Annotated in this window: 22 protein-coding genes; 7 read left to right on the plus strand and 15 right to left on the minus strand. The window is 67.3% G+C overall.

Annotation, left to right across the window (positions count from 1 at the left end):
- The 3 genes from B4L36_RS13160 to B4L36_RS13170 form a co-directional block, all read left to right on the plus strand.
- A partial coding sequence (locus B4L36_RS13160) for a DUF3394 domain-containing protein (RefSeq protein WP_292958067.1) occupies nt 1-819 on the plus strand: 819 nt, incomplete at its 5' end.
- On the plus strand, nt 812-1,234 hold the full coding sequence (locus B4L36_RS13165; protein WP_292958069.1) for a universal stress protein: 423 nt from the start codon (nt 812-814) through the stop codon (nt 1,232-1,234). The genes B4L36_RS13160 and B4L36_RS13165, both read left to right, overlap by 8 nt.
- Nucleotides 1,235-1,291: 57 nt before the next feature.
- On the plus strand, nt 1,292-2,962 hold the full coding sequence (locus tag B4L36_RS13170; RefSeq protein ID WP_292958071.1) for a formate--tetrahydrofolate ligase: 1,671 nt from the start codon (nt 1,292-1,294) through the stop codon (nt 2,960-2,962).
- Nucleotides 2,963-2,966: 4 nt separating this feature from the next.
- On the opposite strand, the gene B4L36_RS13175 is transcribed toward B4L36_RS13170, so the two are convergent.
- Nucleotides 2,967-3,578, minus strand: a complete 612-nt coding sequence (locus B4L36_RS13175; RefSeq protein WP_292958073.1) for a hypothetical protein — start codon at nt 3,576-3,578, stop codon at nt 2,967-2,969.
- Nucleotides 3,579-4,139: 561 nt separating this feature from the next.
- Here B4L36_RS13175 and B4L36_RS13180 point away from each other — a divergent pair.
- Nucleotides 4,140-5,744, plus strand: coding sequence for a peptide chain release factor 3 (locus B4L36_RS13180; RefSeq protein ID WP_414692185.1), 1,605 nt, complete (start codon nt 4,140-4,142; stop codon nt 5,742-5,744).
- 98 nt (nt 5,745-5,842) lie between these two features.
- On the opposite strand, the gene B4L36_RS13185 is transcribed toward B4L36_RS13180, so the two are convergent.
- Nucleotides 5,843-6,685 carry a transglutaminase-like domain-containing protein gene (locus B4L36_RS13185; RefSeq protein ID WP_292958077.1) on the minus strand — a complete coding sequence of 281 codons (843 nt, stop codon included), beginning with the start codon at nt 6,683-6,685 and terminating at the stop codon, nt 5,843-5,845.
- Nucleotides 6,685-7,107: an OsmC family protein gene (locus B4L36_RS13190; protein WP_292958079.1), complete on the minus strand. Its 423-nt coding sequence runs from the start codon at nt 7,105-7,107 to the stop codon at nt 6,685-6,687. Before B4L36_RS13190 ends, B4L36_RS13185 begins: the two co-directional genes overlap by 1 nt.
- Nucleotides 7,108-7,304: 197 nt before the next feature.
- Here B4L36_RS13190 and B4L36_RS13195 point away from each other — a divergent pair, with 197 nt between their 5' ends.
- Nucleotides 7,305-8,183, plus strand: a complete 879-nt coding sequence (locus B4L36_RS13195; protein ID WP_292958081.1) for a bifunctional helix-turn-helix transcriptional regulator/GNAT family N-acetyltransferase — start codon at nt 7,305-7,307, stop codon at nt 8,181-8,183.
- A gap of 3 nt (nt 8,184-8,186) precedes the next feature.
- Here B4L36_RS13195 and B4L36_RS13200 read toward each other — a convergent pair whose 3' ends face one another.
- On the minus strand, nt 8,187-9,638 hold the full coding sequence (locus tag B4L36_RS13200; RefSeq protein WP_292958083.1) for a TrkH family potassium uptake protein: 1,452 nt from the start codon (nt 9,636-9,638) through the stop codon (nt 8,187-8,189).
- Nucleotides 9,639-9,921: 283 nt separating this feature from the next.
- Here B4L36_RS13200 and B4L36_RS13205 point away from each other — a divergent pair, with 283 nt between their 5' ends.
- Together B4L36_RS13205 and B4L36_RS13210 are read left to right on the plus strand one after the other, a co-directional pair.
- Nucleotides 9,922-11,565 carry an ABC transporter ATP-binding protein/permease gene (locus B4L36_RS13205; protein ID WP_292958085.1) on the plus strand — a complete coding sequence of 548 codons (1,644 nt, stop codon included), beginning with the start codon at nt 9,922-9,924 and terminating at the stop codon, nt 11,563-11,565.
- Nucleotides 11,562-13,163, plus strand: coding sequence for an amino acid ABC transporter ATP-binding/permease protein (locus B4L36_RS13210; RefSeq protein ID WP_292958087.1), 1,602 nt, complete (start codon nt 11,562-11,564; stop codon nt 13,161-13,163). Before B4L36_RS13205 ends, B4L36_RS13210 begins: the two co-directional genes overlap by 4 nt.
- Nucleotides 13,164-13,228: 65 nt before the next feature.
- On the opposite strand, the gene ggt is transcribed toward B4L36_RS13210, so the two are convergent.
- From ggt to B4L36_RS13265, 11 genes are all read right to left on the minus strand, one after another.
- A complete protein-coding gene (gene ggt, locus B4L36_RS13215; RefSeq protein ID WP_292958089.1) occupies nt 13,229-15,049 on the minus strand; it encodes a gamma-glutamyltransferase in 1,821 nt (606 codons plus the stop codon).
- Between the two features lie 164 nt (nt 15,050-15,213).
- On the minus strand, nt 15,214-15,756 hold the full coding sequence (locus B4L36_RS13220; protein ID WP_292958091.1) for a DsbE family thiol:disulfide interchange protein: 543 nt from the start codon (nt 15,754-15,756) through the stop codon (nt 15,214-15,216).
- Entirely contained in the window at nt 15,749-15,892 is a 144-nt protein-coding gene (ccmD, locus tag B4L36_RS13225; protein WP_292958093.1) for a heme exporter protein CcmD, read from the minus strand. Before ccmD ends, B4L36_RS13220 begins: the two co-directional genes overlap by 8 nt.
- Nucleotides 15,889-16,614, minus strand: a complete 726-nt coding sequence (gene ccmC, locus B4L36_RS13230) for a heme ABC transporter permease CcmC (RefSeq protein ID WP_292958095.1) — start codon at nt 16,612-16,614, stop codon at nt 15,889-15,891. Before ccmC ends, ccmD begins: the two co-directional genes overlap by 4 nt.
- 41 nt (nt 16,615-16,655) lie before the next feature.
- A complete protein-coding gene (ccmB, locus tag B4L36_RS13235; RefSeq protein ID WP_292958097.1) occupies nt 16,656-17,312 on the minus strand; it encodes a heme exporter protein CcmB in 657 nt (218 codons plus the stop codon).
- Nucleotides 17,313-17,439: 127 nt separating this feature from the next.
- Nucleotides 17,440-18,069 (minus strand): heme ABC exporter ATP-binding protein CcmA, encoded by a 630-nt coding sequence (gene ccmA, locus B4L36_RS13240; RefSeq protein WP_292958099.1) that lies wholly within the window; start codon nt 18,067-18,069, stop codon nt 17,440-17,442.
- A complete protein-coding gene (locus tag B4L36_RS13245) occupies nt 18,066-18,419 on the minus strand; it encodes an Mth938-like domain-containing protein (RefSeq protein WP_292958101.1) in 354 nt (117 codons plus the stop codon). The genes ccmA and B4L36_RS13245 overlap by 4 nt, the downstream gene beginning before the upstream one ends.
- Nucleotides 18,419-19,399 (minus strand): protein translocase subunit SecF, encoded by a 981-nt coding sequence (secF, locus tag B4L36_RS13250; RefSeq protein WP_292958103.1) that lies wholly within the window; start codon nt 19,397-19,399, stop codon nt 18,419-18,421. Before secF ends, B4L36_RS13245 begins: the two co-directional genes overlap by 1 nt.
- 1 nt (nt 19,400) lies before the next feature.
- Nucleotides 19,401-21,065 carry a protein translocase subunit SecD gene (gene secD, locus B4L36_RS13255; RefSeq protein WP_292958105.1) on the minus strand — a complete coding sequence of 555 codons (1,665 nt, stop codon included), beginning with the start codon at nt 21,063-21,065 and terminating at the stop codon, nt 19,401-19,403.
- Nucleotides 21,066-21,094: 29 nt separating this feature from the next.
- A complete protein-coding gene (gene yajC, locus B4L36_RS13260) occupies nt 21,095-21,427 on the minus strand; it encodes a preprotein translocase subunit YajC (RefSeq protein ID WP_292958107.1) in 333 nt (110 codons plus the stop codon).
- 366 nt (nt 21,428-21,793) lie between these two features.
- Nucleotides 21,794-21,982, minus strand: a 189-nt coding sequence (locus tag B4L36_RS13265) for a M20/M25/M40 family metallo-hydrolase (RefSeq protein ID WP_349675829.1), incomplete at its 5' end; no start/stop codon positions are given.

The raw sequence follows: 21,982 nt of genomic DNA on the forward strand, positions 1-21,982 counted from the left end.
CTGATCGTGCCGCTGATCGCGGTGCATCTGTTCGTGTTCTACTTCGGCATCATGGCCGACGTGACCCCGCCCGTGGGGCTGGCCTCGTTCGCAGCCGCCGCGGTGTCAGGCGGCGATCCGATCAAGACCGGGGTCATCGCCTTCTTCTACAGCCTGCGCACCGCGGCGCTGCCTTTCCTGTTCATCTTCAACACCGACCTTCTGCTGATCAACGTGGACTGGATCCACGGCATCTTCGTCTTCATCACGGCGACGGTGGCGATGCTGCTGTTCGCGGCCGCGACGCAGGGCTGGTTCCTGGTTCGCAACAGGATCTGGGAGACGGTGCTGCTGCTGCTGGTCGCCTTCGCGATCTTCCGGCCCGGCTTTTTCATGGATTACATCTATCCGCCCTATGACGACCTGCCGCCCACGGAATTCGCGCAGGCGTTGCAGGATTCGCCCGTGGGCGATCCGTTGCGGCTGCGGGTGGCCGGCTTGAACGATGTCGGAGACCCCGTCGAGTTCACCGCGCTGCTGGAGGTGCCCCAAGGCGCCACCGGAGAAGAGCGGATGCAGGCCCTGGGCATCGAGACGATCCGGAACGGCGACGAGGTGGTGATCGACAACGTGGCCTTCGACAGCCCGGCTCAGGCGGCGGGTCTGGACTGGGATCAAAAGATCCTGCTGGTCCGCGCACCGGCGCCCGCCCCGTCGAAATACTGGATCTACATTCCCGCCTTGCTGATCCTGGCGCTGGTGGTCTGGCTGCAGCGGCGCCGGATCGAACCGGATGAATCCACGCCGCGGCGCCGGGAAAAGGGGCTGAGCCATGCCTGACACGATCCTGCTGCCCATCGACCTGCAAGATCCCGAAAGCTGGGAAAAGGCGCTTCCCGCCGCGCGCGCGCAGGCGGGCGCGACCGGCACGATCCATCTGCTGGGAATCGTTCTGGACATCGGATCCTCCATGGTTGCGACCTATCTGCCAAAAGGGTTCGAGAAACAGGCGCTGGAGGCGATGAAGGATGCGCTGGACAATTTCGCCGAACAGCAGATGCCGGGCGAGAAGGTCGTGACCCATGTGGGACATGGCCATGTCGCCGAAACCATCCTGCGCAGCGCCGACAGGATCGGCGCCGACCTGATCGTCATGGCCAGCCACCAGCCGGACGAGCTGCGCAGCATCCTGATCAGCAGCCATGCCAATGCGGTCGTGCGCCATGCGCCGATCTCGGTCCTTGTCGTGCGCTAGGCGGACGGGGGCCGGCTTGCGCGTTGACAGGGGCGCAGCCTCGGGCATTCTGGTGCCATGACATCCGATATCCAGATCGCCCGCGCCGCGCAGAAGCTGCCCATTCAGGACATCGCCGCCCGGCTTGGGCTGGGCGCGCGAGACATCCTTCCCCATGGCCATGACAAGGCCAAGATCACCCATGACGCGCTTGCCCGGCTGCCTGTCCACAAGGCGGGGCGGCTGATCCTTGTCACTGCGATCAACCCGACGCCCGCGGGCGAGGGCAAGACCACGACCACTGTCGGACTTGGCGATGCGCTGAACCGGATCGGCAAGCGCACGACGATCTGCATCCGCGAGGCCAGCCTGGGGCCGAATTTCGGCATGAAGGGCGGCGCCGCCGGCGGGGGCCGGGCCCAGATCGTGCCGATGGAAGAGATGAACCTGCATTTCACCGGCGATTTCCACGCGATCACAAGCGCCCACAACCTGCTGTCGGCGATGATCGACAATCACGTCTACTGGGGCAATGCGCTGGATCTCGACACGCGCCGGATCACCTGGCGGCGGGTCATGGACATGAACGACCGCGCGCTGCGCGAGATGGCGCTTGGGCTGGGAGGGATTGCAAATGGCTTTCCGCGCCAGACCGGCTTCGACATCACCGTGGCGTCCGAGGTGATGGCGATCCTGTGCCTGGCCACCGATCTGGCCGATCTCCAGTCCCGGCTGGGCCGCATCGTCATCGGCTATACGCGCGATCGCCGGGCTGTCACGGCGCGTGATCTGAAGGCCGATGGCGCGATGACCGTGCTTCTGAAGGACGCGCTGCAACCCAATCTGGTGCAGACGCTGGAAAACAATCCGGCGCTGGTCCATGGCGGTCCCTTCGCCAATATCGCCCATGGCTGCAACAGCGCCATCGCCACCCGCGCGGCGCTGGCGCTGTCCGACTATGTGGTGACCGAGGCGGGTTTCGGCGCCGATCTGGGGGCCGAGAAGTTTCTGGACATCAAATGCCGCATCGCGAATCTGGCGCCCTCGGCGGTCGTGCTGGTCGCGACGATCCGGGCATTGAAGATGAATGGCGGCGTGGCGAGGGCCGATCTTTCGACCCGGGATCCCGCCGCCGTCCGGCGCGGCTGCGCCAATCTGGGCCGGCATATCGAAAACCTGCGTGGCTACGGGCTGCCCGTCGTCGTGGCCCTGAACCATTTCGATGGCGATGCCGAGGCCGAGATCGCGGTCTTGCAGGATTATTGCGCCCATCACGATGTCCGGGCCGTGCTGGCCCGGCACTGGGCCGAGGGCGGGGCAGGGGCCGAGGATCTGGCCCGCGAGGTGGTGGCGCTGGCCGAAAGCGGCAAGGCCGATTTCCACACGCTCTATCCATCCTCGATGCCGCTGTGGCAGAAGATCGAGACGATCTGCGCCCGCATCTATCGCGCGGCCCACGTCGAGGCCGCGCCGGGCATCCGCGCACAACTGGAAGCCTGGGAAGAGGCGGGCCACGGTGCGATGCCGGTCTGCATCGCCAAGACGCAATATTCCTTTACCACCGATCCCAACCAGCGTGGCGCGCCCGACGGCCACACGATCCCGGTTCGCGAGGTGCGGCTGAACGCGGGCGCGGGTTTCGTCGTGGCGATCTGCGGCGAAATCATGACCATGCCCGGTCTTCCGCGGCACCCGTCAGCCGAGACCATCGGGCTGGACGCCAGCGGTCAGGTCGAGGGATTGTTCTGACCGATCAGGCCGCCATCCGGTCGGGCGGCGGTTTGTGCCAGCGGCGATAGCGCACCATGTGCAACGCCGCGACAGCCGCGATCGTGGACCGTCCGGCGACCGCGAAATCCTGATCTTGCGTGCCAAATCCGGTCCGGTCCGGGAATGAGCCGTCGGGACGCTGGCTTGCGACGATGTCGGACAGCCATGGGCCGACATCGTGATCGGGGTCGATCAGGCAGATGCAATAGATGATCCGGGCCAGCACCGTCAGATCCTTTCGACGCAGCGCCCAATCCGCGATCCGCAGACAATTCTCGAAGATCTCGCCATAGGCACGCGCGGTGCTGAGTTTCGGGCGCTGTGCGCCAAAGCCGTAGATCTGCATCACCAGGCGCCCGAACAGGTCGGCCCGATCCGCGGTCAGAGCGGCGGCGGATAGCGGCCGGCGCAACCATTCCTCGGCCGCGGTCAGCAAGGGCGGCGCGGGTCTGGTCTGCAAGGCCAATTGCGCCGCCAGATCCAGATCGTCGCGGTCGCAGAAATCCCTGATCGCGCGATAAAGCGCGCCGCCGCCAAGCCCCAGCCCCCGCGCCGCCGCCAAGCCCCAGCCCCTGCGCCGCCGCCAGCGTGTCACAGATTTCGGGCTCGGCCCCCTTGCGGCGTATCAGATCGCAGACCTCCGCAACCAGCCGATCATCCAGACGCCGCCGCACGAATATCTCCAGTGGCGAGACACTGCCGCGCAACCCGGAACAGACCGGCGCGAGGCGCGCGGCCTGGGACAACGGCGCCACGGCGTCATGTCCGGCCGGCAGGGGATCGGGCAGCGCGTCGACATGGCGCCGGACCCATTCCAGCCCTCGTGCCGAGAGGATATGCATCATCTGATCGTAAGAAGTGTCGAGCGTCATGTGATACACTTTCCTGAGATCGTTAACCATCACCATGTACCGGCCGGAAATGCGCGCGAACGCGCCAGGATCATTCTCGGCATTTATATGCAAGAAAGAGCGATCCAGAAACAACCTTTTGATATTGGTAATCTGATTAACATACTGTCAATACTTAAGCCAAATTGTCGCGATCACGATTTGCATTCATCTATTATTGCGCAGTTTCCCTGCATGTTCTGCAATGGTTCGGCCGTCCTGTGCGGCCCTGATGCGCGATTGCGCTTTCCCCTCTGTCGCGCTAGATGCGCGCCATGCAGAACCGCCCCGATCTTCCCGCCGACATCGCCCGCCGCCGGACCTTCGCGATCATTTCGCATCCGGATGCAGGCAAGACTACGCTGACCGAGAAGTTCCTGCTCTATGGCGGCGCGATCCAGATGGCCGGACAGGTCCGCGCCAAGGGCGAGGCGCGCCGGACGCGATCGGATTTCATGAAGATGGAACAGGATCGCGGCATTTCTGTGTCGGCCTCGGCGATGTCCTTCGACTATGACGGGCACCGTTTCAACCTGGTCGATACGCCGGGCCACAGCGATTTTTCCGAGGATACCTACCGGACGCTGACGGCTGTCGATGCGGCGATCATGGTTATCGACGGGGCGAAAGGCGTGGAAAGCCAGACCCGGAAATTGTTCGAGGTGTGCCGTCTGCGTGATCTTCCGATCCTGACCTTCTGCAACAAGATGGACCGGGAAAGCCGCGATGTTTTCGAGATCATCGACGAGATCCAGGAAAACCTTGCGATCGACGTGTCCCCCGCGTCCTGGCCCATCGGGCAGGGCCGCGATTTCCTGGGCTGCTATGATCTGCTGCACGACCGCCTGGATCTGATGGACCGGGCCGATCGCAACCGGGTGGCGGAATCGATCCGCATCGCGGGTCTGGACGATCCCGAACTGGCCCGGCACCTGCCCGACGAGCTTCTTTCCAGATTGCGCGAAGAGGTCGAGATGGCGCGCGAATTGCTGCCCGCCTTCGATCGCAAATCCTTTCTGGAAGGCCATCTGACGCCGATCTGGTTCGGCAGCGCGATCAATTCCTTCGGCGTGCGCGAATTGATGAACGGGATCCGTGCCTACGGCCCCCCGCCGCAGCCGCAGAACAGCGCCAACCGCGAGATCGCGCCCGAGGAAAAGGCCGTTACCGGTTTCGTCTTCAAGGTGCAGGCCAACATGGACCCCAGGCATCGCGACCGGGTTGCCTTCGTTCGCCTTGCATCGGGTCATTTCGAACGCGGCATGAAGCTGACCCATGTGCGCACGAAGAAACCCATGGCCGTGTCCAATCCGGTGCTGTTCCTGGCCGCGGACCGTGAACTGGCCGACGAGGCCTGGGCCGGCGACATCATCGGGATTCCGAACCACGGCCAGTTGCGCATCGGCGATGCGCTGACCGAGGGCGAGGCGCTGCGTTTCACCGGCATCCCGTCCTTCGCGCCCGAATTGCTGCAATCGGTGCGCGCGACCGATCCGATGAAGGCCAAGCATCTGGAAAAGGCCCTGATGCAATTCGCCGAGGAAGGCGCGGCCAAGGTCTTCAAGCCCATGATCGGGTCGGGATTCATCGTCGGCGTCGTCGGCGCGTTGCAATTCGATGTCCTGGCCAGCCGGATCGAACTGGAATACGGCATTCCGGTCCGGTTCGCGGCCTCGCAATTCACCTCGGCCCGCTGGGTGACGGGACCGAAGGACAAGGTTGAGGCTTTCGCCAATGCCAACAAGGGCCAGATGGCGCAGGACCATGACGGTGATCTGGTCTATCTCACGCGCCTGCAATGGGACATCGACCGCGTCGAACGCGATCATCCCGATCTGGGACTGACCGCCACGAAGGAAATGATGGTCTGATCCCGGCCGGGCTCCGCGCCCTTCCAGACCGCTTTCAGCATGCCAAGGCGTCGGAGATCGCCGGCCATCAGGGCGGCGACCATCCTCGAGACTCCAAATCATGCGAACAGCATCCCGTCCAGTTCCCTTCCGGACCCGTCGACGGGATGGCACCAGACGCGAAAGCTTTCCAGCACATGCTGGCCGAAACTGTTCATCAGCGGCACGTCGGCCGCATCATGGCCGCGGGCGACCACGACCCGGCCGATCCGGCGCTGGTTGTTGCGCGGATCGAAGGTCCACCACCGGCCGCCCAGGAAAACCTCGATCCAGGCCGCGAAATCCATCGCAGCGGAATCCGCCGGAACGCCGATGTCGCCGACATATCCGTTGACATAGCGGGCGGGGATGTTCAGCGCCCTCAGATAGGCCAGCGCCAGATGGGCAAAGTCGCGGCAGACCCCGACGCATTCGCTGTTGGCCTGGGTGGCCGTGCGGGTGGCGCGGGCCTGCTGGTAGTCGAACCGGATCCGGCCGTGGACGTGATCGACGATCGCCTGCACCCGGCCCCAGCCGGGTTTCATGCCGCCGAACCGGTCCCAGGCCTCCTGACTGATCAGGTCGGTCTCGACATATCGGGAGCCGCCAAGAAAGGACAGGGCCTCGTCGGGCAGCCCCTCGACCGGCCATTCCTCGGCGCTTTCGTCCACCGGATCGCGCAAGCCGTTATCATGCAGCGTGACGTCGCTCGACAGCACGAAGCGTCCCGCCGGCGCGGTCATGCGCCGGCAGATATTGCCGTATCTGTCAAAATAATCGTGAACCGGAACCTGCGGCGCGGTGTGAACCGCCTCGGGCGCGACGAAATCGGCATGCCGCGCCACATGGGGCGCGGTCATGCAGATGAGCGGCGTGTCCTGCGCCGTCTTGATGACGAATTCGTGCCCGATCCGGATCAGCATCAGCGAACGGATGCCTCCATGGTGATCTCGGCGTTGAGCAGCTTGGAGATCGGGCAGCCTTCCTTGGCCTTCTGCGCCACCTCCAGCACCTTCGATTCATCGCCGTCGGCGCCGATCGTCGTCACCAGATGGGCGGTCTTGACCGCGAACCCCTCGCCTTCCTTGTCCAGGCCGATCTTCGAACTGGTCTCGATGCTCACGCCGGAGATGCCTTCCTGTTCCAGCATCATCGCCAGCGCCATGGAAAAGCAGGCGGCATGGGCCGCGCCGATCAATTCCTCGGGATTGGTGCCCGGCTTGTCCTCGAACCGGGTGCCGAAGCCATAGGGCTGATCGGACAATGCGCCGGACTGGGTCGAGACCAGGCCCTTGCCATCCTTCAGCCCACCGTCCCATTTGGCCGATCCTTTGCGGGTAATCATGCGTCGTCCTCCGTGATGATGTCTGTCGTGACAACGCGGGGGCCCTGCGGTAGTTCGGCGGACAAGGAAATATTAACGGCGGGGCGTTTCCTCACCGCAGCCTCCGCTGCGGCCGACCGATCGGCAACATCCAGGCTTGCGCGGCATCGCGATCGGATTTAGCTGACCAAGGTCAGGTAAGGATCGCGAGGCTTGCGATGTATGATGATCCCGTTCTGCGCCTGCGCCGGTTCCAGCGCGCCGTGACGACCGAGACCGGGGCGCTGGATGGGTCGTTTCTGGGGCGGGGCCGGCCGCTTGGCGCGGCGAGGGTTCTGAATGCGATCGGCCGGGGCCGGCAGGACGTGGCCGCGATCCGCGCCGATCTGGAACTGGACAGCGGTCTGCTGAGCCGGCTTCTGCGCGGGCTGGAGGCCGAGGGGCTGATCGCGATGACGGCCGATCCGGGCGATGCACGGCGGCGGCGGGCGAGGCTGACCGAGGCCGGGCGGGCCGAATTCGACGCCTACGAGGCGATCGCCGATGATCGCGCCCGGGCCTTGCTGGACCGCCATCCCCAGAGGCAAGCCCTGCTGGAGGCAATGGACCTGATCGCGACGGCTTTCGGGCGTGACCGGATCGCGCTGCGCGAGGTCGATCCGCGCGATCCGGCGGCGCTGCATTGTCTGCGGCAATATTACGGCGAACTTGCCAGACGGTTCGCGCGCGGCTTCGACGTGTCGCTGTCCTGCGATCCCGAGGCGGCGGACATGATGCCGCCGCGCGGGGTGTTTCTGGTGGCGGTCGCCGAGGACATGCCGATCGGCTGCGCCGGCCTGAAGGGCCGTCCGGACGGCACAAGCGCCGAGGTCAAGCGCGTCTGGGTCGCGCCCTCGGCGCGCGGGTTGGGGCTGGCGCGGCGGATGATGGACCGGATCGAGGACTGTGCCCGCGCACAGGGCAGGGCGCGTCTGCTGCTGGACACCAACAGCGCGCTGCGCGAGGCCGTGGCCCTGTATCGGCGCCTCGGCTGGACCGCGATCCCGCGGTTCAACGACGATCCCTATCCCGATCTGTTCTTCGAGAAACGGCTCTGACGGTCATCGTTGCCAGAAGCGCGGCAAGAACAGGACCAGGACCGAGATCAGTTCCAGCCGCCCCAGAAACATGCCGAAGATCATCATCCACTTGGCCGCCAAGGGAAAATCCGCGATCGAGCCGTTTTCCGACACCTCCGGCCCCCAGGCCGGGCCGACATTGGCGATCGCCGTCCAGGCCGCGGTCAGCGCCGTCTTCGGATGCAGACCCGTCAGCGACAGTCCGACGATCAGCAGACCGAAGGACAGCATGAAAAGCGTGAAGAAGGCCATGACCGAATCGACCACATCCTTGTCCAGCGGCCGGCCCTCGTAGCGCAGGGCATAGATGCGGTGCGGCGAATGCATCCGGCGGACCTGCACGCGCACGGCCTCGAACAGGACCAGATAGCGGAAAACCTTGACCGAACAGCCGGTCGAGCCGGTACAGCCGCCGATCAGCCCGCAGACGATCAGGATCGCGAAGGGCAGGTGCCCCCACTGGGTGATGTCGGTCGAGGAAAATCCCGTCCCCGAAAAGGTCGAGATCGTGTTGAAGACGGTTTCGCGGATGACCTCGGCCGGGCGCGCGTCCTGCTGAACGTAAAGCAGACGATAGACGACGATGATCGCGCAGGCATAGAAGATCCAGCGCAGATAGGCGCGGATCTGGACATCGCGCCAAAAGGGCACGAAATTTCCGCGCATCGCCTGCACCATGCGGATGAAGGGGATCGAGGCCAGGATCATGAACACCGACGCCGCCCATTCCGGCGCGCCCAGATAGCGGCCGAAACTGGCATCATAGTTGGAGAATCCGCCGGTCGAAACGGTGCTGAAAGCGTGCATCACCGCATCGAATCCGGTCATGCCCAGCAACAGGTAGGTAACGATGCAGGCGGCGGTGAGAAACAGGTAGAGCCGGGTCATCTCGGCCGCGATCTGTCCGGCGCGGGGCAGGATCTTGCCCAGGGTGTCGAACCCTTCCGAGCGGAAGAACTGCATGCCGCCGATCTTCATCACAGGCAGAAAGACCATCGCCACCACCACGATCCCCAGCCCGCCGCTCCAGTGCAGGATGCCGCGCCACAGATGCACGCCCCTGGGCAGGTCATCCAGCGCCGGAAACGCCGTTGTCCCGGTGGTGGTGACGCCGGACATGGCTTCGAAATAGGCGTCGGTCAGGCTGGCCTCGGGCTGACCCAGGATGAAGGGAAGCGCGCCGAAGATCGGCAGGACCGCCCACAGCCCGGAGGTGACCAGGAACGCCTGCTGGATGGTGAGCGAGCGTTCCTCGCCTCCGGTGGCCACCATCGTCAGCAGACCCGCGACCATGGTCAGCAGGCTGCATTGCAGAAAGATGGTCCAGTTCGGATTGCCGTCCCACCAATCCAGCGCCATTGGCAGGGTCATGCCCGCGCCCAGCACGATCAGGATCTTTCCGATGGGATGGGCCACGGGGCGCAGGTCGATCATTCCGCCTGCTTGCCGCGCGCCCCGTCAGGCGTCAAGCGCGCATCCATGCCCTGTGCCACGGGGCGCGGGACCTGTGGCCCGGCTGCGCGGCCCAAGCCGGTTGGCGAGTCCGGACGCCGCGGCGGAAGGGCAAAAAAAGGGGGGTCGGACCGGGCAGGCCCGGTCCGGTCGCTGCCGCTGGGCGTCAGGCGCGTGTTGCGCGTGACAGCCCGTCGCCGGCCGCGCGGTCGCCGCGACGCAGCGGCGCATTGACGGCCCGCCCCGTCCGCGCGAGACCGGCGGCATGGCTCGCGAACCCGCTCCTATCCCCGCCGAACTGGTCCGCATGGCGGCTTCGCAGCAACGCGCCCTGCGTCTGTCCGCATCCCTGAGCACACTGGCAGAGGCGCTGTGGCTGCCGCAGGCCGCGCTGCTGGCCTGGGCGCTGGCCGGGCTGGCCACCGGGCGCGTCGTGGCCCTGAGCTGGTGCGCCGGCGGCGTGGCCGCGATCGGCATCCTGCGCGCCGTTTCGGGCCTCTGGGCGGCAGGCCGGGCCGAGGCGGCCGCCGATGCGGTGATCGCCGATACCCGTTCCGCGCTTTTGTGCCGCGCCGATCGCCGCGCGCCCGAGGCCGCCGCGCCCTCGTCCGCGGCAACCGCCGCCTTGCTGGTGGACAAGATCGAGATGCTGCGACCCTATCTGCTGCGCTGGCACCCGGTTCGTGCCCGCGTGGCGGTGATGCCCTTGCTGATCCTGTCGGTCAGCACCGGCCTGTCCTGGGCGGCGGGGCTGATCCTGGCCATCAGCGGGCCGGTGATCCCGATGTTCATGGCGCTGATCGGTCTGGCGGCGCGGGATGCCGCGAAACGGCAGATGGACGAGATCTCGGATCTGAATGCGCTGATGCTGGACCGGATCGGCGCGCTGGTGGATATCCGCCTGCTGGGCGCGCGGCGGGCGATGCTGGCGGATTTCACGTTGCGCGCCGACCGGCTGCGGGCGCGCACGATGGCCGTCCTGCGCGTCGCCTTCCTGTCCGGTGCGGTGCTGGAACTGTTCGCGGCGCTTGGTGTGGCGATGATGGCCGTCTTCGTGGGCTTCACGCTGCTGGGCGCGCTGGATTTCGGCACCTGGGGCCGCGATCTTGGGCTGGCCGAGGCGATATTCCTGCTGCTGATGGCCCCGGCCTATTTTCAGCCCCTGCGCGACATGGCCGCCGCCTGGCACGACCGGATCGCGGCCCAGGCCGTCGCCCGCGATCTGCTGGCCGATGCCGCCGTGCCCGTGCCCGCGATTCTGGGCGCGGGCCATGCGGGCAGGGCGCTTGCCGGCACCGTCACCACGCATGGGCTGGTGCTGCGCGGCCATGCGCTGCCCGACCTGATCATCGCGCCGGGCGAGGGGGTGGCGCTGACCGGTCCCTCGGGCGCGGGCAAATCGGCGCTTCTGCTGGCGATTGCCGGGCTGTTGCCGGGCTATGGCGCGCTGCGGATCGACGGGGTGCCGCTTGGTCAAAGCAACGCCGACGACTGGCGCGCGGCACTGGCGCTGATCCCGCAAAAGCCGCATTTCCGCGATGTAAGCCTGCGGGAGGAACTGACCTCCGGCCGGCCCGCAACTCCCGGTGCCATCGCCGATGCGCTGCGCCTGGCCGACGCCCAGGGCATTGTCGCGCGTTTGCCAGACGGGTTGGAGACGCGCCTGGGGGAAAGCGGCGCCGGTGTCTCGGGCGGCGAGGCGCGGCGGCTGACCATCGCCCGCGCCGCCCTGCGCAGGCCGGCGCTGATCCTGGCCGACGAGCCGACGGCCGATCTGGACGATGGCACCGCCGAGGCCGTCATCGCCGGGCTTCTGGAAATGCACCGCAAGGGTGCCACGCTGGTCGCGGCCAGCCATGATGCGCGGCTCATCAAGGCGCTGCCGCGCCGGATCGAGGTTGGACGATGACACCGCTGCTGACGATCGCGACGCTGTTCTGGCGCGACCAGCGCCGCGCGATCCTGCGCGGCTTCGCGCTGTCGGCCGCCGTGGCTCTCAGCGGTATCATGCTTCTGGCGCTGTCGGGCTGGTTCATCCTGGCCGCGGGCATGGCCGGGCTGGCCGGGCTGGGGACGGTGTTCGACGTGTTCCGTCCCTCGGCCGGGATCCGGTTCCTCGCCATTGCCCGCACCGGCAGCCGATACGGCGAACGCCTGGCCACGCATGACGCCACGCTGAAGGTTCTGGCCGGGTTGCGGGTGCGGTTGCTGGACGGGCTGTCACGGGCCGACTTCACGCTGCAATCGCGGCTCAGGGGCGGGCAGGCGCTGAATCGGCTGACGGCGGATGTCGATGCGCTGGATGGCCTGGCGATCCGGCTGGTCTTTCCGCTGCTGGCCCTGCTGATCGCGGCGCTTGCGGTCCTCACCGGTCTGTGGCTGCTGGTCGCACCCTCGGTCGCGCTGTGGGTCGCGGGGGCGACTTTTTCCGGCGCGGTCGCGGTGCTGGCATGGGCCGGCAAGGCGGCTTTCGGTCCCTCGTCCGAGGCCGAAGCGCGACGACAGGCGCTGCGCTCGGCCACGGTCGATCATTTGCGCGGTCGCGACTGGCTGGCCGTGGCGGGCCGGCTGACTGCTGCGCGCGAAACCGTTCTGTCGCAGGATCGCAGGGCACGCGCCGCGGCCTTGGCACAGGCGCGGATCGAACATCGCGCCACCGCGGCCTTGCAGGCCGCCGGTGCCATGACGCTGGCGGGAACATTGTGGCTGGCGGGACGCCTGGCAATGCAGGCGCAGATCACGGCCCCGCAGGCCGCCCTGGCGGTTTTCGCGGCCCTCGCGATGGGCGAACTGGCCCTGGCGCTGCAGCGCGGCATCGCCGAACTGGGTCGGATGCGCGGCGCCGCCGCCCGCATCGCGCCGCTGCTGGAACCGCGATCCGCGCCCGCCGCCCCGGACGTGTCGGGGCCGGCCGGGCTGGCCCTGACGTGTCTTGCCGTGGCCGCCGCGCCCGGTCTGCCGCCGGTCGTGACCGGGCTGGACCTGTCTGTCGCACCGGGCGAGACGGTCGCGCTGAAAGGCGTCAGCGGGCGGGGCAAGACCAGTCTTCTGAACGCTGTCGCGGGGCTGGTTCCCCCCGTGCAGGGCGAAATCCGTCGCGGGGGAACCATCGGCTACCTGACCCAGAGGCCCGCCCTCGTGGCCGGCAGTCTGCGGGACACGCTGCGGATGGCCGCGCCCGCGGCGTCCGAGACGGATCTGCGCGCCGTGCTGGATTGCTGCCGGCTCGATCTGCCGCTGGATCACGTTCTGGGCGAGGGCGGCGCCGGGCTTTCGGGCGGGCAGGCGCGCCGGCTGGCTCTGGCACGGGTGTTGATCCAGCGCCCCGGCATCCTGCTGCTGGATGAGCCGACCGAGGGGCTGGACGCCCGCACCGCCGCGCGGGTTCTGCACGGCATCCGCGACTGGCTGCCCGACGCCGCCATCCTGATCGCCGCCCATCGCCTGGCCGAGATCCGGTTCGCCGGAAGGACCCTCGATCTGGATCTGCAGGACAGCGCAGCCTAGGCCCCGCGCATTCCCGGCCCGGCGGGTGGGCGCAGCCGGAACCAGCCGCGCCGCGTCAGTTCCTGCTAGCCGCCGATGGCGATGCCTTCGCGGCGCGGATCGGCCCCGCCCTCGAGGCCGTCGGGCGTGACCGCGATGCCATGCAGGCCGGAATTCAGCTCTGTCTCATTCACCTCGAAGCCCAGATCGGTCAGCGGTTGAACCAGGGCGGCCGCATCGGTGCCCGCCTCGACATCCATCGTGCCGAAGCGGTTCACGATATTGGGCAACGCCACTGCCTGCTGCACGTCCAGACCCCAATCGACGTAACCGATGATCGCCTTGGCGACGTAGCCGATGATCCGGCTGCCGCCGGGCGAGCCGATGACCAGAACCGGCTTGCCGTCCTTCATCACGATGCTGGGTGACATCGACGAACGCGGCCGCTTGCCCGGTTCGACGCGGTTGGCGATCGGATAACCCGCCTCGTCACGGGTTTCGAAGCTGAAATCGGTCAATTCGTTGTTCAGCAGGAAGCCCTGCGTGAACAGGCGCGAACCGAAGCCGTTCTCGATCGTGGTGGTCATCGACAGCGCATTGCCGTCCCCGTCCACGATCGAGATCTGAGAGGTCGAGGGAAACTCGATCGCGCTGTCCTGCCCCCAGAGCCAGGCATGGCTCCAGCCCGGCGATCCGGCGCTGACCTCGGGCAGCGCGTCGTCGCCCGACAGAAGCTGGCCGCGCCCGGCCAGATAATCGGGATCCAGCAGACCCTCGGTCGGCATCGGCACGAAGTCGCTGTCGGCCATGTAGCGGCCGCGATCGGCGAAGGCCAGGCGCGAGGCATCGCCGATCAGCCGCCAGCTTTCCGGGTTGTCGGCCCCCAGGCCGGCCAGATCATAGCCGCCAAGCGCGCCCAGAATCTGCCCTACGGTCAGCCCGCCCGACGAAGGGGGGCCCATGCCGCAGACTTCGTTGTCGCGGTATTCGACGCAGACCGCAGGACGTTCGATCACCTTGTAGCGCGCCAGATCCTCGGTCGACAGGACGCCCGGATTGCCCTCGGCGTTGCGGATCGTGGCAACGATGTCTTGTGCGATTTCGCCGGTATAGAAGGCACGGCTGCCGTCGGCGGCGATGCGGCGCAGGGTCTTGGCATAGGCGGGGTTCTTCAAGGTATCGCCGGCCGCGATGGCAGTGCCGCCGGGAAAGAAGTAATCGGCGGTCGCGCCAAAGCGTTGCAGCGCCTCGCCTTCCTCGGCGACCAGCGAGGCCAGGCGCGGCGACACGTCAAAGCCGTTCTCGGCCAGATCGATGGCGGGACCGAACAGCCCGCGCCAATTGGCCTTGCCCCAGCGGCGATGCGCCTCTTCCAGCAGCGCCGGCGTGCCCGGCGTGCCGACCGACCGTCCGCCGACCACCGCCTCCATGAATTTCAGCGGCTCGCCGTTCTGGTCCTGAAACAGCGTCGGCGTGGCCTCGGCGGGGGCGGTCTCGCGGGCATCCAGCGTCGTGACCTCGCCGCTTTCGGCGTCATACCAGACCAGGAAGGCCCCGCCGCCGAGGCCCGAGCTTTGCGGTTCGACCAGACCCAGCACGGCCTGAACCGCGATCATGGCGTCGGCGGCGCTGCCGCCGGCCTCCAGCACCTTGGCGCCGGCCTCCACCGCCAGCGGGTTGGCGGCCGCCACCATCCAGTTCGGCGCCGAGACGGGCTTGCCCGCCTGTTTCGCATCCATCGCGGCGCGGGCGGCCTCGCCAAGGCCGGCAAAAGCTTCGGGGGTGGCCTGCGCCCGGGCTGCGGTCGCGGCTTCGGGATCGACGCTGTCGGCGGCCTGCTGGGCCATCGCGGGCATGGTCCAGACGCTGCCCGCCAGAAGCGTCATGAGAATTCCGGTGCGTGTCATCGCTGACCTCCCTGATTGTCGTTGGATTGAGATCAGTTTGTCGCGCGCAACCCTCGCGCGCAAGCCGCATCGGTTCCGACCGGCACCCGCCCCCGGTCCGGGACTGCCTGAAGGGCCGTCGGAAACGGGCGCGGGGCTTGCTGTTGGCGACAGGGGCGCCCCGTCTAGTTCGCGGCCTGTCGTGCCTTTTCCAGTTCGGGCAGGAACCGGTTGGTGTAGTCCTCGCGCAGCAAGGGGCCGGCAAAGCGGAACAGCACCGTGCCCTTGCCGTCGATGATGAAGGTTTGGGGCGGGCCGGTCACACCCCAATCCAGCGCGGCGCGACCGGCGGGATCGGCGGCGATGGCGCGGAATGGATCGCCGTATCTGTCCAGGAACGCGGCCGCATCGGCCGGCGAATCCTTCAGATCGACGCCATAGACCGGCAATTGCTTTGACAGGGTTGTCAGCGTCGCATGTTCGGCACGGCAGGGCGGGCACCAGCTGGCCCAGAAATTCACCAGCTTCAGGCCCGGCTGGCGCAGCATCGGGTCGGTCAGTCCGGGCTTTCCCGCCAGCACCGTCGCCGGCAGGGGCGGGGCCTTTTTGCCGATCAGGGCCGGGGACGGGCCTGTGGGGTTGACGCGATCCATGTTCCACAGCAACAGCGCCGCCAGCGCCGCCAAAACCAGCGCCGCAATCGCGACAAGGCGGCAAACCCTAGCCATGGCCCTGGTGCTTTTCCAGCGCGCGGCGGGCGCGGGCATTGGCGGCCGCGCTTTGCCAGACGATGCCGATCAGCAGCGCGGCGGTGACGCCATAGGCGGCCAGCACGGTGACCGCGTATTTGCCAAGGTCGATCATGCGCGCGTCTCCCGGGCTTGCAGCGCGGCCAGGCGCCGGCGGCGGATCTCGGTCCGGGTGCGGATCAGCAGCAGCGCCAGAAACAGCAGGAAAAAGCCCAGCATCGACAGATACAGCGGATAGCGATAGACCGCGCTCATCCGTTCGCCCGGCGCGACCGAGAGCGAGGCGCCCTGGTGCAGGCCCTGGTTCCAGAACAGAACCGCATAGCGCGACAGCAGCGCGAAGACCGATCCGACAAGGCAGAGAACGCCGGTCAGGTCGGCGGCGCTGTCGGGATCCTCGATCGCGGACCACAGCGCGATATAGCCGATATAGAACAGGAACAGCACCAGAAAAGAGGTCAGGCGCGGATCCCATTCCCACCAGGTTCCCCACATCGGCTGGCCCCAGATCGCGCCGGTGGCCAGCGCGATCAGGGTCATCACGGCGCCGACCGGGGCAGCCGCCTTGGCGGCCAGCGCACTGACATGGTGGCGGCGGATCAGCCAGATCAGGGACGTGACCAGCATCATCACCCAGATGTTGATCGCCATCATCGCCGAGGGCACGTGCAGGAAGATGATCTTGACCGTCGCGCCCTGCCTGTAGTCCTGTGGCGTCAGGAACCCCCACAGGACGCCGCCGATCGTGAAGATCGCCGCGCCGGCCACCGTCCATGGCAGGATCGCGTCGGACAGGCGCATGAACTTGACGGGGTTTGCATATTCCCAGATCGACATGGACATTCCCTAGCGGCGGCGCGGACGGGGCTCAAGTCACATCAGCGAAGGTTGATGCGAAGGGCGGCGGCGGCGGCAAAGGGGACCAGCGCCAGAACCGCCAGGGTGATGCCGGCGAGAAACAGGATCGGCGTGCCCGGATCGCCGCCGTCGGCGCCGCGGCGCACGATTTCGGTCCCGAAGATCAGCGTGGGAATATACAGCGGCAGGACCAGAAGCGACAGCAGAAGCCCGCCCCGGCGCAGGCCCATGGTGATCGCGGCGCCGAAGGCGCCCAGCATCGACAGCGCGGGCGTGCCGATCAGCAGCGAGATGATCAGCCAGGGCATTGCCTGACCCGGCAGGTGCAGCAGGATGCCGAACAGGGGCGATGCCGCGACCAGCGGCAGGCCGGTGGTGATCCAGTGCGCCAGCGCCTTGACGGCGACGGCGCCTTCCAGCGGGACCGGGGCGGTGGCCAGCAGATCGAGGCTGCCGTCTTCATGGTCCAGCGCGAAGATGCGGTCCAGCGAGAGAAGGCAGGACAGCAGCGCCCCAAGCCAGAGGATGCCTGCGGCGATGGGACGCAGGGCCGCCACGCCCGGTCCGACGCCAAAAGGCACCAGCGCACTGATGATCAGGAAGAACGCCACCGCAAGGCCGAAGCCGCCGCCTGCGCGGACAGCCAGCACGAGATCGCGTCTCAGCAGGGCAAGCATGGATGTTTCCGCCCCTCTGCCGGCGCCGCGCCGCCGGCGGCGGACCCGCGCCCGCGGCCCGCCTCCGGCCCGGATCGGCATCGCCGGGTCCGGAAGGCCGGGCGGCGCGCGGCTTCGGCGTCGACGCTCATGCGAAGGCCTCGTTGAAACTGGCGGGTCGTCGCGGGCTGCCGGGCCGGGCGCGGAACGGCGTCAGGTCCAGTTCGCGCGCCTCGTTCAGCCCAAGGTCGGTATGGCTGGCCATCAGCGCCGCGCCCCCCGTTGCCAGATGCGCGCGGATGACGGCGCCGAAACGTTCGACCGAGGCGCTATCCAGCGAGACGGTGGGTTCGTCCAGCACCCAGAGCGGGCGGCCGGTCACCAGCAGCCGCGCCAGCCCCAGCCGGCGTTTCTGGCCCGCCGACAGCGCCGCGGCCGGCCGCTCTGCCAGGGCTTTCAGGTTCATCGCCTCAAGCGCGTCGCGGGTTCCGCCGCCGCCGAAGACCCGCGCCCAGAAGCGCAGGTTCTCGGCCACGCTGAGTTGCCCCTTCAGGCCATCGGCATGGGCGGCATAGGCCACGGCATCCTCGGCCAGGTCGATGCGCCCCCCGACAGCCGGTTGCAGCCCGGCGATCGTGCGCAGAAGCGTCGTCTTGCCGATCCCGTTGGGACCGCGCAGGATCAGTGCCCTACCCGCCGCCAGGGTGAACGAGACGCCCTCGACCGCCCGCAATCCGCCGCGCGACACGGCCAGATCATGGACGGACAGCAGATTCATATCGGCAGCAGCGCACAGGCGACCCGGCGGCCTTCGCCCAGGGTGACGTTGTAGGTTCGCGCCGCGGTGGGCGAGGCCATCGCCTCGACCATCACGCCGGCCTGTTCCAGGGCCTCGACCAGATCGCGCGGCGGATGGGCGATCTGGTCGCCCATCCCCAGGAACAGCACGTCCACGCGGCCCGACAATGCCAGCAGCGCATCGGTATCGTCCAGCCCGCCCCAACCCTGGCCACCGCCATCGGTGACAAGGACGGGGCCGTGAAAGACCTCGCCGCCGACGCGGAAAAAGCCGGGGCCATAGCCGTCGACCGCCACCGCGCCGCCGAAATCGGTCGGCCGCATCGCCATCAGGGGGCCTCGGCGCCCGACACGGGCGAACCGTCCTGACCGGGATCCTTCTTCGTCCAGTCGCGCTTGACACCCAGCCAGAGAACCACGTTCTTGGCCACATAGATCGAGGAATAGGTGCCGATCACGATCCCGAAGGTGATCGCGAAGACGAAGCCGCGGATCACGTCGCCGCCCAGCACCAGCAGCGCGATCAGCGCCACCAGCGTCGTGCCCGAGGTCATCACCGTCCGCGACAGGGTCTCGTTGACCGACAGGTTCATCAGATCGCGCAGCGGCCGCTTCTTGTATTTCATCAGGTTTTCGCGCAGGCGGTCGAAGACGACGACGGTGTCGTTGATCGAATAGCCGACGATGGTCAGAAGCGCCGCGATCGTGGTCAGGTCGAACTTGATCTGGAAAACCGCGAAAACGCCCATCGTGATCAGCACGTCATGGACCAGCGAGACGATCGCCCCAAGTGCGAACTGCCATTCGAAGCGCAGCCAGATATAGACCGAAATCGCCACCAGCGCCGTCAGGACCGAATAGACCGCCGTCCGGATCAGCTCGGCCGAGACCTTCGGGCCGACCGATTCGACCGACGGGAAGGTGATCGGCGGATCGACCTGTTTCAGCGCGCCCTGGACCGCCTCGATGGTCTGCGGCGTGACCGCTTCCGCGCCGCTCTGGGCGCCGATGCGGACCTGGGCCACGTATTGATCCGCACGGAAGCCGGGATCATAGACCTGGGTGATGGACACGTCGCCCAGATTCAGCGGCTGCAGGGCCTGGCGATAGACCCCGACATCGATCGGCTGGGTCGATTCGGTGCGGATCGTGGTCCCGCCCTTGAAGTCGATGCCGAAATTCAGCCCGAAGATCAGCAACGCCACGACCGACAGCAGCGCCAGGGCCGACGAGATGCCGAAGGTCAGCACCTGCCAGCGGAAAAAGTCGATCTTCGTCTCGTCAGGAACCAGTTTCAGACGGAAAGCCATGTCACACCTCGATCTGGCGGGGGCGGGCGCGTTCGAACCAGGCGACGGTCATCAGCCGGGTGACGTAGAGCGCGGTAAAGACCGAGGTGACGATGCCGATGCTCAGCGTCACCGCAAAGCCCTTGACCGGCCCGGACCCCAGCACGAACAGGATCGCCGCGATGATCAGCGTCGTGATGTTGGCGTCCACGATGGCCGACATCGCCCGTTCATAGCCCAATTCGATCGCGCGCGCGGGACCGCGTGCGGTTTTCATCTCTTCGCGGATGCGTTCGAAGACCAGCACGTTGGCGTCCACCGCCATGCCGATGGTCAGCACGATGCCCGCGATGCCGGGCAGCGTCAGCGTTGCCCCGATCATCGACAGCACGCCGAAGATCAGGCCCATGTTGATCGCAAGGGCCAGCGACGCGAACACCCCGAACAGCCCGTAAGAGGCGATCATCAGCACGATCACCGCGACAAACCCCACGGCCGAGGCGATCCTGCCCGCGTCGATGCTGTCCTGTCCCAGTTCGGGGCCGACGGTGCGTTCTTCCAGAAAGGTCAGTTTGGCCGGCAGGGCGCCGGCGCGCAGCAGCACCGCCAGGCGGTTCGCCTCGTCGAAATTCATCGACCCGGAAATCTGCCCCGAACCGGTAGTGATCGGCTGCCGGATCACCGGGGCCGAGATCACCTGATTGTCCAGAACGATGGCGAAGGGCTGGCCGACATTGGCGCTGGTATAGGCGCCGAACTTGCGCGCGCCACCGGGGTTGAAGCGGAAATCGACCGAGGGCAGCCCGTTCTGGTCGGTCGAGGGCAGGGCGTCGTTCAGCTCTTCACCGGTCACGACGGGGCTTTCCTCGAGCGTGTAATAGACACCCTCGCGTTCGGCATCCGGCAGCACGATCTGCCCCGGATCGGTCGGCGCGTCAGCATTGCCGCCTGTCGCCACGACCGAATTGAAGGTCAGTTTCGCCGTGGTCCCGATCAGCGCCTTCAGTTCCGCCGCCGAGCCGATGCCCGGCACCTGGATCAGGATCCGATCCTCGCCCTGTCGGGTGATGGTGGGTTCGCGGGTGCCGACCTCATCGACGCGGCGGCGGATGATTTCCAGCGATTGCTGGATCGTGCGGTCATCGGTGACGGCCTTTTCGGCATCCGACAACCGGATCGTCATCGCGCCGCCCTCGGCGGTGATGGCAAGGCTTTGCTGCCCGGCGCCGCTGATCGTGGTGACCGGATCGGAAAAGCCGCGCGCGATCTCTGTCGCGCGGGCCATCTGGTCGGGATTTCCGATCGAGACCTTCAGCGTGCCATCGGGCGAATCCAGGCGGCGAACCGCGCCGATGGTGGCGCGCTCGTCGGCCAGCGCGCGGCGCAGTTCGGGCCACAGCGCGTCCATGCGGGCCTTGTAGACCTGGGCCACCTCGACCTCGCCCAGAAGATACGCACCGCCGCGCAGATCGAGCCCCAGATTGACCAGCCCGCTGGGCAGCCAGCCCGGCCAGCCGGCGCGGGCCGCATCCAGTTCCGGAGTGCTGGCACCGGTCTTCTCGATGGTGGTGATGGCGTCGTTATGGGCCTCGACGCGCTTGTAGAACAGGTTGGGCATGGCATAGGCCAGTCCCAGAAGGCAGATCCCGATGATCAGGATGCGCTTCCATCGGTCGATCTGAAGCATTGCGGCTTACGCCTTTCGCGTCTGGCGGATCATTTGTTTGCGGCGACCGGTTCGGTCTTGCCCAGCACCTGCGAGATGGTCGAGCGGACCACGCGCACCTTCACGCCCGGGGCGATCTCGACTTCCAGATCGTCGTCGCGGATGCTGGCGACCTTGCCGATGATGCCGCCCTGGGTGACGATCTGATCGCCTTTCTTCAGCGCCTCGACCATGGCGCGGTGCTGTTTCACGCGCTTCTGCTGCGGACGGATCATCAGGAAATACATGATCGCGAAGATCAGGATCAGCGGGATGAACTGCGCGAAGGCGGCGCCCGAACCGGCGGCGCCGGAAGCCTGAGCGAAAGCGGGGGTTGCGAACATGTGTCGTCCTTACATTGGTGTCAGCGATCGGAAGGCCGGCCCGGAAATCCCGGACCCCGCCCTTGCGAATTGGCGCGCAACCTATCCGCGCCGCCTGCCCTTGGCAAGAAACTGCCTCGGGCGCCGCTGTCGCGGCCGGTCAGATCCCGTCACACTGCCGTGCGCCGTCTCCCGCGCGGCACGCGCGGCGCAAGGCCCAGCGGCAGCGACCGGGCCGGGCCCCGCCCGGCCCGCCTTCCGTTCCGGCTCGACGCGATGGCGGGCATCTGCCGGGCCGATCCTGCCCGGTCATCATTCCTGTCCGGACATCGCGGTGCGGTCCGCCGCCCTCCGCCGCGCGGCCCCGGCCGACGAACGCGGCTCCGATCAGCGCGCCGGCGGCTGCGCCCGCTCGACCAGCCGGGCGAAGAAGCTGGCGCCGACCGGCGCGATCTCGTCGTTGAAATCATAGCCGGGATTGTGCACCCCCGGCCCCTCGCCCTGGCCCAGAAACAGATAGCATCCGGGACGGGCGTTCAGCATGTAGCTGAAATCCTCGGCCCCCATCTCGCGGCC

Origin of the sequence: Paracoccus sp. UBA889, from assembly GCA_002294185.1 — a bacterium.
GTDB lineage: Bacteria > Pseudomonadota > Alphaproteobacteria > Rhodobacterales > Rhodobacteraceae > Paracoccus.